Origin of the sequence: Streptomyces sp. NRRL S-87 (assembly GCF_000719335.1) — a bacterium.
Classification (GTDB): Bacteria; Actinomycetota; Actinomycetes; order Streptomycetales; family Streptomycetaceae; genus Streptomyces.
The window spans coordinates 23,542-42,677 of sequence record NZ_JOGB01000020.1 but is presented as its reverse complement, the minus strand read 5'-3'; the positions used below and the strand labels follow the sequence as shown (position 1 = coordinate 42,677).

The 19,136-nt window shown below is 71.3% G+C and carries 9 protein-coding genes; 4 read left to right on the top strand and 5 right to left on the bottom strand.

The features are described 5' to 3' along the window. Nucleotides 1-343: 343 nt before the first annotated feature. Together IF43_RS0114845 and IF43_RS41605 are read left to right on the top strand one after the other, a co-directional pair. On the top strand, nucleotides 344-7,537 hold the full coding sequence (locus tag IF43_RS0114845; protein WP_234332173.1) for an RHS repeat-associated core domain-containing protein: 7,194 nt from the start codon (nucleotides 344-346) through the stop codon (nucleotides 7,535-7,537). Beyond that, nucleotides 7,537-8,082, top strand: a complete 546-nt coding sequence (locus IF43_RS41605; RefSeq protein ID WP_158939315.1) for a hypothetical protein — start codon at nucleotides 7,537-7,539, stop codon at nucleotides 8,080-8,082. The genes IF43_RS0114845 and IF43_RS41605 overlap by 1 nt, the downstream gene beginning before the upstream one ends. Nucleotides 8,083-8,219: 137 nt before the next feature. Here IF43_RS41605 and IF43_RS0114840 read toward each other — a convergent pair whose 3' ends face one another. From IF43_RS0114840 to IF43_RS0114830, 3 genes are all read right to left on the bottom strand, one after another. Next, the gene (locus tag IF43_RS0114840; RefSeq protein ID WP_030199864.1) at nucleotides 8,220-12,431 is read right to left on the bottom strand and encodes a ricin-type beta-trefoil lectin domain protein; all 4,212 of its coding nucleotides are present in this window, start codon (nucleotides 12,429-12,431) and stop codon (nucleotides 8,220-8,222) included. Between the two features lie 210 nt (nucleotides 12,432-12,641). Further along, the gene (locus IF43_RS0114835; RefSeq protein WP_078910170.1) at nucleotides 12,642-13,328 is read right to left on the bottom strand and encodes a 2'-5' RNA ligase family protein; all 687 of its coding nucleotides are present in this window, start codon (nucleotides 13,326-13,328) and stop codon (nucleotides 12,642-12,644) included. A gap of 42 nt (nucleotides 13,329-13,370) precedes the next feature. Continuing rightward, complete coding sequence (locus IF43_RS0114830; protein WP_030199860.1) at nucleotides 13,371-13,850, bottom strand: MarR family winged helix-turn-helix transcriptional regulator; 480 nt, start codon at nucleotides 13,848-13,850, stop codon at nucleotides 13,371-13,373. A gap of 106 nt (nucleotides 13,851-13,956) precedes the next feature. Between IF43_RS0114830 and IF43_RS0114825 the strand changes: the two genes are divergently transcribed. Continuing rightward, a complete protein-coding gene (locus IF43_RS0114825; protein WP_030199859.1) occupies nucleotides 13,957-14,514 on the top strand; it encodes an NADPH-dependent FMN reductase in 558 nt (185 codons plus the stop codon). 114 nt (nucleotides 14,515-14,628) lie between these two features. Here IF43_RS0114825 and IF43_RS0114820 read toward each other — a convergent pair whose 3' ends face one another. Beyond that, the gene (locus IF43_RS0114820; protein ID WP_030199858.1) at nucleotides 14,629-15,438 is read right to left on the bottom strand and encodes a TylF/MycF/NovP-related O-methyltransferase; all 810 of its coding nucleotides are present in this window, start codon (nucleotides 15,436-15,438) and stop codon (nucleotides 14,629-14,631) included. Between the two features lie 331 nt (nucleotides 15,439-15,769). On the opposite strand from IF43_RS0114820, the gene IF43_RS0114815 reads away from it, so the two are divergent. Then, on the top strand, nucleotides 15,770-17,611 hold the full coding sequence (locus IF43_RS0114815; protein ID WP_051795346.1) for a VanW family protein: 1,842 nt from the start codon (nucleotides 15,770-15,772) through the stop codon (nucleotides 17,609-17,611). Nucleotides 17,612-17,690: 79 nt separating this feature from the next. Here the strand turns inward: IF43_RS0114815 and IF43_RS0114805 are convergent, their stop codons facing one another. Then, entirely contained in the window at nucleotides 17,691-19,055 is a 1,365-nt protein-coding gene (locus IF43_RS0114805) for a pyridoxal-dependent decarboxylase (protein ID WP_030199850.1), read from the bottom strand. Between the last annotated feature and the right edge of the window lie 81 nt (nucleotides 19,056-19,136).

Here is a 19,136-nt window from a genome sequence, read left to right as displayed (position 1 = left end):
CGCCATGCACGGTGACAGACGGTTGCATATGAGCCTGATCAACCTGAGTGGCTCATCACTGGACATGTCGGCCTCTTTCCACCGCACATCGCCCCACGAAGAGTAAAAGGAACGTCAAATCCCCTGGTCGCGCATGGTGTCAGAGGGGCGCCCCTCCCTAGGGTTCTGATCACCGTGCGCGATCTCACGCGCCGGGGACGCCCGCTGCGATCTCGCCGGGCGTCATTTTGTGCTGCCCGAAAGGGCTCTGGGGGTTTGTATGCGGGCGTGGTATGCCCATTCAACGCTGCGGTCAAGACACAGACACCGATCACAATCGGTCACGATCCTGACCCTGCTCGCGGTGCTGTTCTCTCTGGTGGCGATCCCGGAGGCACAGGCACTGCGCACGCCGCACCCGAAGGTGTGGACGCCGCCCAAGACCGCGCTGCCGAAGACCAAGTCGGTCGAGGGCGCGCTGGACCGGCCCGGCAAGGCCGGACCGCGCCGCACCGGCGGTGTGCCGAAGGTGTGGAGGCCGGCCCCGCGTCGGGCGGTCAGGACCGGTTCCGTGACGGTCGCCCTGCCGGGCGCGTCGACCGGTGCGACGAAGGGCCGGAGCTCCGCCGCGGCGGACGGCCCGCGAGCCGCGCAGGGCGGCAAGGACGCCAAGGGCGCGACCCGCGCCGGTGAACTCCCGGTCCGCCTGACCGACCTGGGCGCTCCGAAGGGCGCCAAGCCCGGCGCCGCCCGCGCGGCAGCGGCGGACGCCGCCTCCGGCGCCCCGTCCGTGCGCGTCGCCGTACGCGACCAGGCGCAGTCCAGGGCCGCCGGCGCGTTCGGCCCCCTGGTCACCCTCCAGGGCGAGGCCGGTACGGCCGCCGAGGCCGGGCGCAGGCTGCGGGTCTCCCTGGACGTGGCGGCCCTCCAGGGCACCGGCTCCTGGGGCGACCGGGCCCGGCTGGTGGCCCTCCCCGCATGTGCGCTGACCACGCCGAAGGCGGCGCAGTGCCGCAAGCGCACGCCCGTCGCGGCCACGCTGGACGCCCGTACGGGGCAGCTGACCGCCGACATCACCCTCCCGGCCACCGCGCCGACCGGCACCGCGAAGCCATCGGCGGCGGGCGGCGGGGCCGCGCGCCCCTCGGCCGTGACGTCCGCGTCCGCCGTGGGGTCCGCCGGGGCGGCCGCCCCGATGGCCGTGCTCTCCGCCGAGCCGGCCCCGTCGGGTTCCGGTGGCTCGTTCGCCGCGACCCCGCTGTCGCCGTCGATGTCGTGGAGCGCCGGTTCGAACGCGGGCAACTTCACGTACAGCTACACCTTCGACATGCCGACCTCGCTCGGCGGCGCCGCCCCCGGCGTGCAGCTGGGCTACGACTCCTCCGCCGTCGACGGCATGACGGCCGCGAACAACGCGCAGTCGTCGTGGATCGGTGACGGCTGGAGCTACCACCCCGGATCCATCGCCCGCAACTACAAGCCGTGCCTCAAGAGCGGCATCGACATGTCGGGCGACCTGTGCTGGGCGGGCCAGTCCCTGTCCCTGAACCTCGCCGGGCACTCCGGCCAGGTGGTCAAGGACGACACCACCGGGGCGCTGCGCCTGCAGGGCGACGACGGCACCCAGATCACCGCGCTCACCGGGCTGACCAACGGCGCCTGGAACGGCGAGGGCTTCAAGGTCACGACGACCGACGGCACGCAGTACTACTTCGGTGCCAACTACCTCCCGGGCGGTGACAAGACCGACCCGGCGTCGAACTCCGTCAACACCGTGCCGGTCTACCACCCGAAGCCCGGCAACCCGTGCTACTCGTCGGCCTCGGGCACGGCGTCGTGGTGTCCGATGGCCTCGCAGTGGAACCTCGACTACGTCGTCGACCTGCACGGCAACCTCATCACGTACAAGTACGACCGCGAGGACAACTACTACGCGCGCGGCGGCGGCCAGAACAACGGCACCGGCACCCGCACGGCGTACACGCGCTACTCGAACCTGAAGCAGGTCGCCTACGGCCAGCGGCTCCCCGAGCAGATCGCGGCCAAGGGCACGGCCAACCCGGCCGTGAAGATGGACTTCACCACCTCCGAGCGGTGCGTGCCCGGCGGCTCCGTCACCTGCGACCCGGCGCAGCGCACCCTCGCGAACCAGGCGTACTGGCCGGACACCCCGCTGGACCAGGCGTGCGGTGCCACCGGCACGTGCACCGTCTACGGTCCCACCTTCTGGACCTCCAAGCGCCTGACGAAGGTGGAGACCCAGGTCCTGGTGGGGACCTCGTACCGCACGGTGGACAGCTGGGCCCTGAACCAGGTGTTCTCGGACCCGGGTGACGGCACCAAGTCCCCGACGCTGTGGCTGGACTCGATCCGGCGCACCGGCTCGAACGGCCAGGACCCGATCACGCTGCCGCCGGTGAAGTTCACCGCGATGCAGAAGCCGAACCGCGTGGACGGCCTGGTCCCGGCGGCCCCGCAGTTCAACCGGCCGCGCATGACCGAGATCACCACCGAGACCGGTGGCCGCATCTCCATCGGCTACAAGGACGTGGAGTGCTCGCGGACGGCCGGCACCATGCCGGCGTCGGAGCAGGGCAACACCATGGCCTGCATGCCCGTGAAGTGGGTTCCGCCGGGCTCGCCCGCGAACACCAAGCCGGTCGACGACTGGTTCCACAAGTACCTGGTGTCCTCCGTGCTGGAGGAGTCCCAGGTCACCTCGGGCGTCCCGCGCACCACCGAGTACAGCTACGGAGGCGGGGCCGCGTGGCACCGCAACGACTCGGAGTTCGCGGACGACGACACCCGTACGTGGGACAACTTCCGCGGCTACCAGACCGTGACCACGACCACGGGCAACGGCAACGACGGCCCGAAGAGCAAGTCCGTCGCGACGTTCCTGCGGGGCATGGGCGGCCAGGTGACCGACACCTGGGGCGGCACCATCACCGACGAGGAGGAGTTCGCGGGCTTCGTCCGCGAGACGCAGACCTTCGAGTCGGTCGCGGCGGGCGCGAAGGTGGTCAGCGGTGAGCTGAGCACTCCGTGGCGCTCGAACGCCACGGCCACGTACACGCCGTCCAACACCGCCCTGCCGAAGGTCACGGCGCGGTACGTGAACACCGCCCAGGTCAAGGAGCGGGCCCGGCTCGCCGACGACACCTGGCGCACCACCCAGCGCGACGTGACGTACGACGCGGCCAAGGCCGGCCGGGTCCTCACGGTCGACGTGCTGGGCGACGTCACCAAGCCCGAGCAGCGGCAGTGCACGGCGACCTCGTACGCCACCGGCTCGAACGCCATGCTGCTGGAGTTCCCGTACCGGATCCTGACGCTGGCCGGCGCGTGCGGGCAGACGCCGTCGAAGACCAACACGGTCTCCGACACGCAGACGCTGTACGACGGCCAGCCGCTGGGCACCGTCGGCGACCGCGCGCTGCAGACCTCCTCGCGGGTCCTGGCCTCGTACAACGCCGACGGCTCCGCGAACTACCGCACCACGGTCTCGGCCGAGTTCGACAAGTACGGCCGCCAGACGGCGACGACCGACCCGAACAGCACCGACGCCACGCATCCGGGCGGCGCGCGGACGGTGACGGCGTACGTGCCGGCGGACGGCGCGCTGCCCACCTCGGTGGAGGTCACCAACCCGCTCGGCTGGCAGTCGACCACCACGCTGGACCCGGGCCGTGCCCGGCCCACGCGCGCGGTGGACGAGAACGGCCACGCCACGGACGAGGCCTACGACGCCCTCGGCCGCCTGACCTCGGTCTGGCAGCCGGGCCGCGACAAGGCCACGCAGAGCGCCAACCGCACCTTCGCCTACGACCTGAAGGGCAGCGCGGGCCCGGCCACCATCACGAGCCAGAGCCTGCGCGAGGACGGCAGCTACAGCAAGAGCATCCAGATCCACGACGGCTTCGGCCGGGTGCGCCAGACGCAGGCGATGCCGCCCTACGGCACCGTCGGCCGGGTGATCTCGGACGCGGTCTTCGACTCGCAGGGCCGCCAGGTCCAGACGACCCCGTCGTACTTCAACAACGACTCGGGTCCGACCGCGACCGTCTTCGTCCCGCAGGACGCGCAGATCCCGGCGCAGACGTGGAACGAGTACGACGGCCTGGGCCGGGTCACGGTCGCGAAGTTCATGTCGTACGGCCAGGAGCAGTGGCGCACGACGACGAACTACGCGGGCGCCGACCGGGTCGACGTCACCCCGCCCGCGGGCGGCTTCGCGACGTCCACGATCACGGACGCCACGGGCGCGACGGTGGAGACGCGGCAGTACAAGTCGAACACCCCGACGGGGGCTTACGACAAGACGACGTACACGTACGACGTCGCGGGCAAGCCGACCCTCCGCAAGGACTCGGCCGGCAATGAGTGGCGGTACACGTACGACCTGCTGGGTCAGCTCACCAGCGCGTCCGATCCGGACGCCGGTGACTCGACCACCGCTTACGACGTGGGCGGCAAGGTCGTCACTTCCACGGATGCACGCGGCAAGTCGACGAGCTACGCCTACGACCTGCTGGGTCGCAGAACCGCCGCGTACAGCGGAACCAGCACCACGGACCAGTCCAAGAAGATTGCGGACTGGACGTACGACACCAAGAAGAAGGGCAAGCTCGACTCGTCGACCCGGTACGTCAACGGGGCCGCCTACGTATCGACGGTCACGGGCTACAACGCCGGGTACCGTCCGACGGGCGCTTCGGTGACGATCCCGGCCGTCGAGAACCAACTGGCCGGCACGTACTCGATGTCGGTGACCTACACCCCGGTCCTCGGCCTGCCGAAGACAACGACCCTGCCCGCCGCGGCCGGCCTGACCGCCGAGCGGATCACCAACTCGTACGACATCGACGGCAACTTCATCGGTTCCAGCGGCAAGTCCGCGTTGGTCACCGATGTGCAGTACGACGCCTTCGGTCGTCCGACTCGAACCACCGTCGGCCCTTACGGCACGCAGGTGGTGTCCACCCAGCAGTACGACCCGGCCACCGGCCGCGTCGTGCAGAACACGCTGGACAAGCAGACCGGCGCCACGCACGTCGATCTGACCTCCTACACCTACAACAAGGTCGGCTCGCTCACCTCCGTCAAGAACGTCCAGGACGGTACGAGCTCCGACCTGCAGTGCTTCAACTACGACTACCTGGGCCGGCTGACCGCCGCCTGGACCGACAAGGGCACGACCACCACGGCGCCCGCGCCGTCGGTGTCCGGCATCGGCGGCTGCACGAACTCCTCCGAGCCGACGGCGGCCACGGCCACCTCGCGCATCGGCGGACCGGCCCCGTACTGGCAGTCGTACTCGTACGACCTCACGGGCAACCGCACCAAGCTGGTCCGGCACGACGTGGGCGGTGTGACGACCAAGGACCAGACGGTCGACCAGACCTTCGGTACCGGCCGCAACACCCCCTCGACTGACCCGACCACCGGCGGCGGCACGGGTGGCCCGCACGCGCTCATGACGTCGAAGACGACCGTGGGCGGGGTGGCGAAGACCGCGACGTACACGTACGACGCTTCGGGCAACACGAAGTCGATCACCGACACCGGCGGCACCAAGCGGCTTACCTGGAACGACCAGGGCAAGATCGACTCGGTCGAGGACACCGCGTCGACCGGCCCGAACAGCTACGTCTACGACGCCAACGGCAAGCAGCTCATCCGGCGCGCTCCGGGCAAGGTCACGCTGTTCCTCGGTACCGACGAACTCAGCCTGGAGACCTCGTCGGGTGCCGTCACCAACACCCGCACCTACGGCGCTCCCGGCGGACTGTCCGTGGCACGGACCGTGACGGCCGGGGCGAGCAAGCTCTACTACCAGGCCGCCGACCCGCACGGGACGAACGGCGTCCAGTTCGACGCGGCGACGCTCGACTCCGTCCGCCGTCCCACGGACCCGTTCGGCAACGGCCGGGGCACCCAGCCGCCGGCGGGTAGCTGGGCGGGCGGCAAGGGCTTCGTCGGCGGCACGATCGAGGGCACCGGCTTCACCACCCTCGGCGCCCGGCAGTACGACCCGGCGACGGGCCGCTTCCTGTCGGTGGACCCGCTCTTCGTCGAGAGCGACCCCCAGTCGTGGAACGGCTACGCGTACGCCAACAACAATCCGATCGACGGCAGCGACCCGGACGGCACGTGCGTCGTCTACGACGACGGCACCTGCCGCGGCAAGCCGTTCTTCAGCACCCCGAGCGGTGGGGGTGGCGGAGGCGGCGGTGGCGGTGGCGGTGGCGGTTCCACGCCGGCCACTGACGTCGCCAAGCAGAACACTGCTGCCGCTAACGCTGCCGCGGCCGAGGCGCTGCGCCAGAAGCAGGCAGCCGAGGAGGCCCTCGCCAAGGCCAAGCAGCAGCGCGAAGAGCTGATGAGCAAGATCGTCGACGTCGTCGGCGACCTGATCGGCTTCAACGACGCCCGGGACTGTTTCACCAAGGGCGACGTGATGGGCTGCATCAACACGGCCCTGAACTTCGTCCCGTGGTCGAAGGTCTTCAAGGCGGTGAAGGTCGGTGTCAAGGCCTTCAAGCTGTGGCGAGAAGGCGAGAAGGCCTACGACGCCATGCGAAGCGCGCAGCGCATCGCCCGTGAGGCCGAAGACGCCGTCCAGATGACGCGGAGGACGGCGAGCGAGGCGGCCGACGCGGAAGCGGCGGCAGTCCAGGCCGAGAGGCAGGCGGCAGAGCACTCCGCGGCATCAGCGGACAACGTCGGCAGCTGTCCGCTCAAACGGCACAGTTTCCCTGCCGGTACCAACGTGCAGCTGGCTGACGGCGCAATCAAGCCGATCGAGCAGGTCAAGGAAGGCGACCGGGTCCTCGCGACCGACCCACAGACCGGTGAGACGCGGGCCGAAGAGGTCGACCGCCTTATCGTCACCCCGGACGACGAGGAGTTCACCGAACTCACTCTCAAGACGGACGAGCCGGGCGGCAGCAAGCTCACCACGACCTGGCACCACCCGTTCTGGGACGTCACCACGGCCCGCTGGACCGATGCCAGCGAGCTGGTCCCGGGCCACGAGCTCCGCGGCCCGAACGCTGTGACGGTCAAGATCGTCAAGGTGCGCAGTTACCACCAGCGAGTGGTCACGTACGACCTCACGGTGGCCAACCTCCACACGTACTATGTGCTTGCAGGGGCCACCCCGCTCCTCGTCCATAACTGCGGCGAAGCATCCGATGAGCTTCTGGATCTGGCCGACGACAATATCGGGCGATCACAGGTCGCTGCCGAGGTGGAGACTCCCGGTGGTGACATCGCTCGGGACGTCAGCCAGCCCCGGAATGCGGGGAGTCTGCACCCGATCGTTCAGCGAGCCGTCGAGGTCACGGGGCACCACGGTGGCTGCGCCGAGGTCGGCTGCATCAATGAGCTCGTCGTAGGCATCACGAAGCGAAAGGGCTCCTTGGATGAACTCAAGGGGTCGACTGTCACACCGATCAAGATCGGAGGAAGAGACTTCCCTATGGAAGAGCACACTGAGTCGATCCCTCCGTGCTCAAGCTGTGTCGCCTTCCTACGTGAGTTTGGAATCGGCTGATGAGTGAAGATCGGATCACCGCGACGCCCTCCTGGCGGTCGAAGAATCAAGCCGCACTGGATTGGTCGAGCCTGGCCCATGCGTACGGATCCGCCTCCGACCTGCCGTCTCTGTTTGATCGACTCTGCGACGGAGAAGCGTCCGATGCGGGGCGCGCAATGAGTGACATTGCCCTCAGGGTGTGTCATCAAGGGGCAGCGGTCGAAGAAGCCACTGCACCTTCGGTCGTCGTGCTGATGGACATTGCGGCATCGTCCGATGCTCGGCTCGCGGAGAGGATCATCCGCGTTCTGCGCACCATCTCGGAATCGCTGGGGACCTGGGCCAGGATGATGGGGTCATCATCACCGGATCACAGGTCCGCCTATGCTTCGAAGGTGCGCTGGGAGCAGGATGTCCTGCGTTCCCTCGGGAACGGTTCCGGTCCACTTGGTGCCGCTATATCGCGCGAGGCGAGCCCGCTGATACCTCACTTCGAAAAGCTGGTCGAGGCCATATCGGAAGCTGAACAAAGACTCGATCGGTCGGTTGATCTTCGACCGTAGGCCCTGAGGTGGAGATGTACGCGCCACCCGGGACCAAGCCCTGGCCAGACAAGGCTGAGGTTTCGGCAAAACGAAAAAAGGGTGGGTCCCCACGGTCTTCGACCGTGGGGACCCACCCTTTTTCAGGCGCTACGGCGTCACGTCACCGGGACCGTGTGCCAGCGCTGGGGGCGGGTGGCGTTGCAGTCGTAGAGCTGCGGGCGGGTGCCGTTCGACGTGGTGCCGTTGGGGGCGTCGAGGCAGCGGGTGGAGGCCGGGTTGTAGATCGAGCCGTCGCCGCGGACGATCCACTTCTGGTTGCCGCCGCCGTTGCAGTCCCACAGGGCGACCTGGGTGCCGTTGGCCGTGCCCGCGCCGATCGCGTCGAGGCAGCGGCCCGCGATGCGCAGGGAGCCGTCGGAGCCGGCGGTCCACTGCTGGGCGGTGGAGCCGTTGCAGTCCCAGATCTGGACCGGGCGGCCGTTCTCCGAGACGCCGCCGCTGAGGTCCAGGCAGCGGCCCGCCGCCATGTCGGAGACCACGGGGCCCGGCCTGCCGGCCGGGTCCACGGCGCGGTCCTCGATGACCACGTCGGCGATGCTGCCGTTGTAGTAGTTCTTGCCCTGGCTGGTGTTCTTGTACCGGCCGAGGACGATCGAGCCCGCCGCCGCCAGCTTCGTGGTGTGGAAGCCGGTGGAGGCCAGCGCGTCGTTGACGTACAGGGCCAGCTGGCCGGTCGTGGCGTTGTAGCTGACCGTCAGCTTGGTCCAGACGCCCTGCTGCACGCGGGCCGCGGCGCTGCGCGAGTCCGTGGTGTCGTAGGGCCAGCCGCCGTTGTCGGCCGTGGCCATGCCCATGTGCCAGTTGACGTAACCGTTGCCGATGGTGGCCGGCCAGACCATGAAACCGCTGGTCTGGGTGTTGTCCTGGCTGATGACCACGCCGTCGTTCAGGGCGTTGGCCTTCGTCCACAGCGAGATCGAGAAGGACTTGGTGGTGTCCACCTTCAGGCCCTGGGCCTCGATGGCCGCGTCGGTGCCGTTGAAGGTCGCCACGGTCGTGCTGGCGCCGTTCACGGTGTCCTGGGTGAAGGTGACCCCGCCCTTGACGGTGCCCGGGTACTGCCCGTACGCGTCGGGGGTCTTGCCGCCGGTCGCGCCGGAGAGCTTGAACCGGTCGACGGGGTCGTGCGTGTCGCCGAGGTCGACGGGGGCCTCGAAGCCGTTCACCGCGGAGGTGGACTTGCCGTCCGCCGTCCTGCCGCGCCAGAAGCGCAGCTGCTCGGTGGCCTTGTCGATCGCCCACAGGTCGGCGATGCCGTCCTTGGTGGCGTCGCCGACGGATCCGATCCGCTGGAAGCGGTCCGTCGTGATGCCGGTCTGGATGACCGTCGACGCCGCGCTCGTCGGGGAGGACAGGGCCGACAGGTCGAGGACGACCACGCCGTTGACCGTCCTGGTGCCGATCGGGTACGTGCGGATGCTGCCGTCCGAGATCTTGCGGGTCCACAGCGTGGGCTGGGCCTTGCCGCTGGCCGGGCCCGGGTTGATCAGCTCGTAGCCGGCCCAGTCACCGGTGCCGGAGACCTTGACGGCCTCGGCGTCCAGGCTGTTGATGCCGTTCGAGCGGTACAGCCACAGGTTGCCGTTCTCGACGGCCAGGACCGAGGTCTGCTCCGAGGCGGCGTCACCGTCGTACTCGCCCAGCGGGGCCTTGAGGGCGCCGAGGGCCAGCACCTGGGTGGCCGCCGACCAGTCGCCGACCCAGCCGGCCGGGGCCTGGTCCAGGTAGGTGCCGTCGACGTCGATCCACGCGGTGGGCTTGGCCACCGTCGCGTACGTGCCGAACGTGCCGTCGCCCTTGTTCGGGTACAGGTAGAGGTTCTTCGCCAGGACGGGGTCGGTCGTGGTCCGGGCGAAGACGTCGTCCACGCCCATCGAGCGCAGCGCGCCGCGGTGGGTGGTCTGGACGTCCTTCCACGTGGTGGGCTGCTCGGGGGTGACGCGCGGGGCCAGGCCCAGCGGGGCGCCCTTCGCCGTGGTCGGGTCGTTGTCCGCGGTCATGACCAGCAGGTTGCCGGCGGCGTCGGGCTTGAGCAGGTCGCCGCGGCCGTCCTTGTTGAGGTCACCGGGGACGGCCGCGCCGGTGGCCGGGTCCCAGGGGGCGTAGAAGGTGTACGGGAAGGGCTGGCTGTAGTTGCCGGCCTTGTCCATCGCCTGGACGAACAGGGTGTTGGTGCCCCAGTTGCGGGGCGTGAAGCCGAACTGCCCGCTCGCCGCCTTGATGACGCCGCTGTTGCTCGTGGCGGCCTCGTTGCAGCTCCAGCCGGTGACCGGGGTCGGGTCGTTCGTCCAGCGGATGCAGGCGACGCCGGAGGCGTTCAGGCCGGCGCCCGGGGCCGGGTCGGTACCGGTGACCGTGAAGGTGCCGGCCTGGCCGACCTTCAGCTTCGGCAGGACGTTCAGGGTGCCGCTGGCAGGGAAGTCGGTCGAGGAGATGCCCACGGCCGGCGCGGTCTTGTCGACGCGGAAGTAGCAGGCGCCGGTGTCCGTCGAGGACAGCCAGCCGTCGGTGACGGAGGCGGTCCAGCCGTACTGGTGGCCGTCGTCGAGGTTGCCGGCCCAGTACTCGACCTCGCCGTAACTGCCGGTGGGGCCGCTCTGCTTCCACTGGTTGAACTGGGCGTTGTTGTCGTCCCAGATGTGGTAGTTCGTGTACAGGGCGTTGTAGCCGATGGGCGACCAGGTGTTGGCGCGCAGCTTGACGTACTGGTTGGCGCCGACCCAGCCCGGGTTGTACCAGGCGTAGCCGCCGCCGGGGGTCACGCAGTCGTTGTAGCTGCCGGTGTCGGCGAAGCCCGGGGTGGGGCTGGTGCGCGGGTACCAGATGGTGGGCGCGATGTCGTAGTTGATGGTGATGGTCGGGTCCGCGCCGAGGTGGTGGCGGTAGTACTTCTCGTACTCGTTCTCGGCGGCGAAGCCCACGGTCCAGTTCGGCCAGCGCTCGTTGGCGGCCCGCTGGATCCAGTCCTTGACGTCGTAGTTGATCTGGCCCGTGCCGACGATCGAGGCGGTGCCGACCTTGGTGCAGCCGGCCATGATCGAGCCGGTGCCGCAGGGCTGGTTGTTCCAGGAGGCGCCGCCGGGGATCATTCCGGTGCTCCAGAGGCCGATCGGCTTGTTGGTGCTCGGGGCCGAGGCCTGGGTCACCTGGGCCGACAGGGTCGCGCTGGAGATCTGCGCGGTGCCGCGGGAGCCGTCGGCGTACAGGACCGACGGGATGCCGATCTGGAAGTACGAGCGGTAGCGGAAGCCGCCCGATCCGGTGCAGTCGGAGTAGCCGCAGTAGCCGACGCCCAGCGTGCTGAGCGTGTTGACGTTGGACGTCGTCGGGTGGTTCTCCTGGACCTGGGCGTTGACCTCGCGGCGGCCGTCCACGCTGACGGTGGGGTCGAGGTACCAGGGGCCCGCGCCCTTGCCGAGCGTCCTGGCGTCGGGCGTCAGGACGATCGCGCCGTCCGTCGCGGCGACGGCCATCCTGGAGACCTTGGCGCCGTCACCGGGCTGCTCGGCCGAGGAGCGCACGCCCGGGGCGGCGTCGGCGCTCGCGGCGGCCCGCTGGGCGGCCTTGTCCGTGGCCTGCGGGGCGGCGTGGCTGGAGTCCCACTGGAAGGGGGTGGGCGCGTGCATGCGGACCGCGCCGCGGGCGTCCTTCAGCGTGAGGTTGCCGCCCTTGTCGGCGGCGAGCTTCAGGCCCGTGGTGGCGACCGGGAAGCGCAGGCGCTTGAGCCGGGCGTCGGCGGCGGCCTTGGCCGTCCTGACGACGATGACCTCGCGCCAGCCGCCGTCGCGCAGGGCGGTGACCTTCAGGTCCACGTCGGGCAGCACCGCGGCGTACGTGGCGGTCGCGCCGCGCAGCGTCGGCTTCGGCAGCGCGAAGGGGGCGGTGACCGAGAGCTTCTTGCCGTCGGGGGTGGTGATGGTGGCCAGCGGGCCGGTGCCGCCGCCGGACAGCACCAGCGCGGCGCCGGTGACGGCCGGGGTGACGGTCCCGCCGGGGCCGACGCGCAGGGTGGCGTCGAGGGCCTTCCAGGCGCCGCCGCGCTTGACGCGCACGGGCTGGGCGTGGCTCTTGACGGACAGGCTCCTGCCGTCCGGGTTGGCGACCGTCTCGGTCGACTCCGTGGTCAGCGGAGCGACGGTGACGGGCTTTCTGGTCGCCTTGGCCGTGCGCAGGGCGTCCTGGACGGCCTTGGCGGTCGGGCTCACGGCGGGCTTGCGGGCCTTCGCGGTGGCGGCGGCCCCGGGGGCGGGTGTGGCCGCCCTGCCGAACGGTGAGGCCAGTACGGTGAGTCCGAGGGCGGTCGTCACGGCGACCGCGCTCCTCCCGAACAGGCGACCCCTTGGTGCTCGAGACGTCCCTGTCCGGCGTCTCGCGGGCATGTCTGACATGCGGTTCTGGTGTCCCCTCCCACAGGCCTGCAGGTCTTTCGAGCAGGCATACGGTCGGGAACGATGCAACGTTGGCTGAAAGTGGTCAAGTTGTGTTGGTGGTGTGTACGCCCTTGTCCGGATTGGTGATCAGCGATCGAGGAGCGGACGCGGGTCGGCGCGATCGGGGCCGGATCCGGGGCCGTCGACGGACGGCCCTTCCGGCCAGCCGGTCCAGGTCAGCGCGCCGGTGCCGAGGGCCACGCGGGCGCGCGGGCGCATCGGGTCGTCGGGGCCGCGCCGGGAGAGCAGGACGACCTCGTCGACCTGCGTGTTCATGGTGCCGAGGCGGGCGGCGCAGTCGGCCGCCAGGGGGCGCGGGTGGCGGGTCCGCCCCAGCGAGAGGTGCGGGGTGAACCGCTCGTGGCGGTCCCGGCAGCGGGGGAAGGGCTCGGCCAGCGCCTCGTACAGGGCGGTCCACGGACCCGGGCCGGCTGCGGCCGGATCCAGCCACACGGTGGCGTACGCGCGGTGGCGGAAGTAGCGCACTCCGGCGAGACGGACGTCGAAGGGCCGCCGGGTGGCAGCGGCGGCGGCGAGCAGGGGCGCCGCGGCCGCGAAATCGGCCTCGGGGACGAAGCCGAAGACGAGGTTGACGTGCGGGGGCCAGCGGCGGACCTGGGGGTCGTGGACCTCGCGGATGCGCTGCACGGGGCCCCACAGCCGGTCCGGCGGCAGCCATGCCACGGCCGTGCGCGCGGTGGGGCCGACCTCGAGCCGTCCGGCCGCGCCGGGCCCGGCGCCGCGCGACCCGGGGTACGGGCTTGCGGTGTCCACACTCCATGATGGCGCGCTGCCGGCCGGCGGGGGCTCCCGGGGTCAGTCCGTCGGCGCGGGCTTGCGTACGACGCCCATGCGCTGCGCGATGGCCTGGCCGAGGTCGGCCAGGGTGGCCAGTTCCTCCGGGGTGAGGTGGTCGATGAGGTGGCGGCGTACGGATTCCACGTGCAGCGGGGCCGCGGCCTGGATGGCGGCCACACCGGCGTCGGTCAGGACGACCTCGGCACCGCGGCCGTCGGCGGTGACCTCCTCGCGGCGTACGAGGCCACGCTGCTCCATGCGGGTCAGGTGGTGCGAGAGGCGGCTGCGGGACCACTGCATCAGGGCGGCGAGGCCGGTGACGCGCATGCGGTCACCGGGGGTCTCGCTCAGCACGGACAGCACGTCGTAGTCGGCCTCCGACAGTCCGCTGTCCGTCCCGAGGTCACGCGAGATCTCCGCGTTGACGAGGGGGAACATCCGCCGCCAGGCGTACCAGGCGCGTTGTTCGGCATCGGTCAGCCAGCGGGGATCCGTCATGGGCGCACTCTAGCCGGATGGATGACATGTCACCTAGATGGTTGACGTGTCACCTACTCGTGCGGTTCGATAGGTGACACGTCAACCACTTCGTGAGGGGTTCGCCATGTCCCGTCTGCTCGTCCTGTCCACCAGCACCCGCACCGTCTCGAACGGCCGCCACTTCGCCCGCTGGATCGCCGGTGCGGCCCGCGCACACGGAGCCTTCGACGTGGAGTTCGCCGACCTCGGAACCCTGGCCCTGCCCCTGCTCGACGAGCCGGAGTTCGCCTCCACCGGCATCTACGCCCACCAGCACACCCGCGACTGGAGCGCGCTCGCCGGCGCGGCCGACGCGTTCGTCTTCGTCATGCCGATGTACAACGGCGGCTTCACGGCACCGCTGAAGAACGCCCTCGACCACCTGTACCAGGAGTGGCAGGGCAAGCCGGTCGGCCTGGTCAGCTACTCCGCGGGCGACTCGGGCGGCGCCGGGGCGGCCGAGATGCTGCTGCCGGTCCTCGACCGGCTCGGGCTCCGCCCCGCCACCCGGCGTCCGGCCGTACCCGCGATCCACTCCCTGGTCGACGGGGGCCGCTTCACCCCGTCCGAGGGCCTCGACGTCGAGCTGGCCGGCCTGTTCGACGAGCTGGCCAAGCTCACCGTCGACGAGCGGCTCGCCTGAGGGCCGCGCGCACCGCACGGGCCTGCGCCCGCCGCGGCCGAGCGGACTCGGCAGCGGCGGGCAAGGCGGGCGCGGGCGCACGGCAGAGCGGGGCGAGCGCGCGGGCGCGGCCGGTCAGGGCTTGACGGCTATGCGGCCCTCGTCCATGCGGGTCAGCAGGAGGCGGGCGCCGGTCTCCTCCAGGAACTCGTCGACCGCCTGGCGCGAGCCCTGCCAGTAGCCGTAGTCGTCCAGCAGCAGGACGCCGCCGGGGACGAGGCGGTCGTACAGGTGGACGAGCTCGTGCTTCGTCGAGGTGTACCAGTCGGTGTCCAGGCGCAGGATCGCGATCTGCTCCGGGGCCTGCTCGGGGATGGTGTCCTCGACCTTGCCCTGCACGTAGTGGAGCCGCTCCGCGGGGTAGTCGATGCGGGAGAAGCCGTCCTGGACGTCGTCGAGGGTGGCCAGGGCCCAGATCGGGCGGTCCTTGCCCTGGGTGGCGAGCAGCTGGGCGGCACTGGCCCCGTCGACGCGCTTGTCCTCGTCGGTGGGCTCGGTCATCCCCTCGAACGTGTCGAAGAGGTAGAGCTCGCGGTCGGTGACGTCGAGCGAGAGCAGCGTGCGGGCCACCGCCTGCATGCTGCCGCCGCGCCAGACGCCGCATTCCACGATCGCGCCGGGCAGCTCGTGCCGGGTGACGTAACGCACGGACTGGACAAGGGCGTTCAGACGCTCGATGGACGTCATCGTCCACGGCTTCACCGCGGTGATGATCTCCTTGGCCCCGTCGTCGTAGTCCGCCGGGAACTTCAGGCCGGCCGGCTTGGGAGCCGGCTCGGCCACTGGCTTCGGGGCCGCGGTCACCTTGTGGGCACCCCGGGCCTTGCGCAGCTCATAGCCAGTGAGCTGCCCCATCAGCTGGTTCACACTGTTACGCCAGGTCATGCTCCCCGAGCGTACGTGCGGTTCCGCGCCCTGTCTGCCGTTCTGCTAGAGATCGACTCGGTCCAACTCCCCGCTGTCGCATTCGACATGGGACCGGCCGCGGACCGTCGGGGGCGCACCCGACCCCGGCGCGCGTCCGCCCGCGCACCGTCGGTCACGGGCCCGCCGGAACGCCCCGGAGGCCGGCGCCGCGGCCGACGTGAGAACTCGCACATTTTTGTCCGTTTTGATGCTTTTTGGCGCATGCTGGTTCGCGGTCTGGTGGCGCATCTGGGGGCGGCTCGCGCCCGCCTGCCGGGCCCCCATCGTTCGTCGACGCACCAGGAGAGACATGCGACCCGTACGCCGCTTGATGAGCAACTGGCGCACCGCCCTGCCCCTCGCGGGCGGAGCCGCCGTCCTCGGATTCGGCGGCCTCTACGGCGCCGGCCTGCTGATGGCCGGCGACGCCATAGCGGACGGCACGCACGTCCGGGGCGTCGACATAGGCGGCATGAGCCGCACCCAGGCCGGCGCCGCGCTCGAGCGCGGCCTCGGCAAGGCCGCCGTGGCACCCCTCAGCCTGCGCATCGGCGACCGCACCGAGCAGGTCTCCCCCACCGCTTTCGGCCTCTCCTTCGATCCCGAGGCCACCGCCCGGAGCGCCGAGCCGGCCGGGAAGGGCCCCTTCGACGTGATCGGCCGCCTGTTCGCCGGCAGCGAGGACCGCGAGGTCGAGCCGGTGGTCCGGATGGACGCCACGGCGACCAGGGCCACCGTGGAGCGCCTGTCCGCCGCCGGCCCGCAGCCCCGCAACGGCTCGATCTCCTTCGCGGCCGGCGCGCCCCGCGTCACCGCCCCGGTCACCGGCGTCACCGTACGCGACGGTCAGGTCGCACAGGTCGTACGCACGGCCTACCTGAACCCGCGGACCGCGCCCGTCGCCCTCCCCGTGAACCAGACGCCGCCGGCCGCCGACGCCGGGGAGACCGAGCGGGCCCTGCGCGAGATCGCCCGGCCCGCGATGTCCGGGCGGGTCGTCCTGAAGGTCGCCGGCACGAGCTCGTCGATCTCCCTCTCCCCCGAGGTGATCGGGAAGCACCTGACGGTCGAGGCCGACGCCCAGGGCCGCCTCGTGCCCAAGCTGGACGCGAAGGGCCTGCTGGCCGACCCGTCGGTCACGCGTCAGCTGGCCGCCGTCGGACCGGGGCCGAGCGCGGGCTTCCGCGTCGACTCCGCGGGCCGGGCCGTCGTCACCGAGGAGGGCCGCGCGGGCACCGTGCGCGTGACCCCGGAGCAGCTCCGCGACGCGGTGGTGCCGCTGCTGACGCGCACCGGCGCGGCAGCCCGTACCGGACAGCTGCAGGCCACGGTCGTGTCTCCGCGCCTGACGGTGGCGGAGGCCGAGGCCCTGGGGATCAAGGAGCGGATGTCCTCGTTCACGGTCCACTTCCCGCCCGCGCCCTACCGGATCACCAACATCCACCGCGCCGTGGAGCTGATCAACGGCTCGGTCGTCCGCCCCGGCGAGACGTGGAGCTTCAACGACACGGTCGGCGAGCGGACGAAGGAGCACGGCTTCGTCGACGGCATCATGATCAACGACGGTCAGTACACGAAGTCGCCCGGCGGCGGCGTCTCGGCGGTCGCGACGACCATGTACAACGCGGTGTTCTTCGCCGGCGTCCACCCGGTCGAGCACGGGGCGCACTCGTTCTACATCGAGCGCTACCCCGAGGGCCGCGAGGCCACGGTCGCCTGGGGCACCCTGGACCTGCGCTGGAAGAACGACTCCGGCCACCCGGTCTACGTCAAGGCCGAGTCCACGGACTCCTCCGTGACCATCAGCCTGCTGGGCACGAAGAAGTACGACGAGGTCCGCGCGACCAAGGGCCCGCGCGAGAACGTCGTGCCGCCCGGCAAGCGCACCGGCACGCTGCCGGACTGCGAGGTGCAGACCCCGCTGGAGGGCTTCGACGTGAACGTCGGCCGGGTCTTCGTCCAGGACGGCAAGGAGGTCGGCCGCGAGACCTTCCGTACGCACTACACCCCGCGCGACGAGGTCACCTGCACGCCCGCCGCCCCGTCCGGGTCGCCCACGCCCGGCACCGGTGCGACGGGTACGCCCCCGGCGCCCGCCCCGGCCGCGGCCCCCGAGGCCGGTACGACGGCGGCGGCCCCGGCCACCCGCTGACCCACCACGGCCCACGGGCACGCCGTGTCGACCCCGCCGGACCCACCGGGGGCGGACCCACCGGGGCCGGCACGGCGCGTCAAGAGGCCGCGGCCCGTCGGATCGCGTCGAGCGAGCGGGCCACGTCCTCGTCGGTCGTGGACCAGTTGCTGACCGAGATCCGCATGACGCGGCGGCCGTGCCAGGTGGATCCGCTGATCCAGGCCGTCCCGTCGTCGAGCAGCCGGGCCAGCACCCGGTCGGTGGCCGCGTCGTCGCCGAAGACCGCGCACACCTGCGTGAACACCACGTCGTTGAGGACGGTGGCGCCCTCGATCCCCGCGATGCCGGCGGCGAAGGTGCGGGCGTGCCGGCACAGCCGGTCGACCAGGGCGGCCACGCCGGAGCGGCCGAACGCCCTGAGCGCTGCCCAGACGGGGAAGGCCCGGCCGCGCCGGGAGAGCTCGGGGACCTTGTCGACCGGGTCGCCGTGCTCGTGGTGGATGAGGTAGTCCCCGCGCAGCCCCATCGCGGCCCGGAGCGCGGCCGGATCCCGCACCACGGCCAGGCCGCAGTCGTAGGGGACGTTCAGGGTCTTGTGGGCGTCGGTCGCCCAGGAGTCGGCTGCCGCGCAGCCCGCGGTGAGGTGGGCGTACTCCGGCGAGGCGGCGGCCCACAGTCCGAAAGCGCCGTCCACGTGCACCCACGCGCCGGCCCCGCGGGCCGCGGAGACGGCCTCGGCGAAGGGGTCGAAGGCGCCGGAGTGGATGTCCCCCGCCTGCAGGACCACGATCGTGGGCCGCCCGTCGGGCGGCGTGAGGGCGGAGCGCAGGGCCTCGGACCGCATCCGGCCCTGGTCGTCCGCCGGCACGAGCTCGGGCAGGCCCAGGCCCAGGTAGCGCAGCGCCAGGTCGACGGCCATGTGGCGGTCGGCACCTGCCAGGACCCGCACGGCCGGGCCGCCGGTGAGCCCGTCGCGGGCGACGTCCCGGCCGGCCTGCCGCAGTACGGTGTCGCGCGCGGCGGCGAGGCAGGTGAAGTTGGCCATCGTGGCGCCGGTGGTGAACCCGACGGCGCTGGTGCCGGGCAGGCCGAGGAGGTCCAGGAGCCAGCTGCCGGCGATGTCCTCGGCCGCCGCGTAGGCGGGCGAGACGGCGCGCATGACGCTGTTCTGGTCCCAGGCGCTGACCAGCCAGTCCGCGGCGAGCGCGGCCGGTTCGGTGCCGCCCACCACGAACCCGTAGAAGCGGCCGCAGGGGAAGGCGGTGAGTCCCGGTTCGCAGGCGGTGGCCAGCAGCTCGACGACCTCGGCGGGGGCGGTGGGGCCGTCGGGGAGGTCCAGGCCGAGGGCGCGCACGACCTCGTCGACCGTGGCGCGGGCCGGGACCTCGCAGTCGGACAGGCTCGCGAGCCAGCGGACGGCGTGTCGGTGCGCCTTCTGGAGCGCCGCCTCGCGGTCGTCCACACCTCGGACTATGGGGCGGCCCCCGCCGCCCCGCAAGCCAGGGGCTCGCGCGGGCGCGGGGGCCGGGCCCGGACACCACGG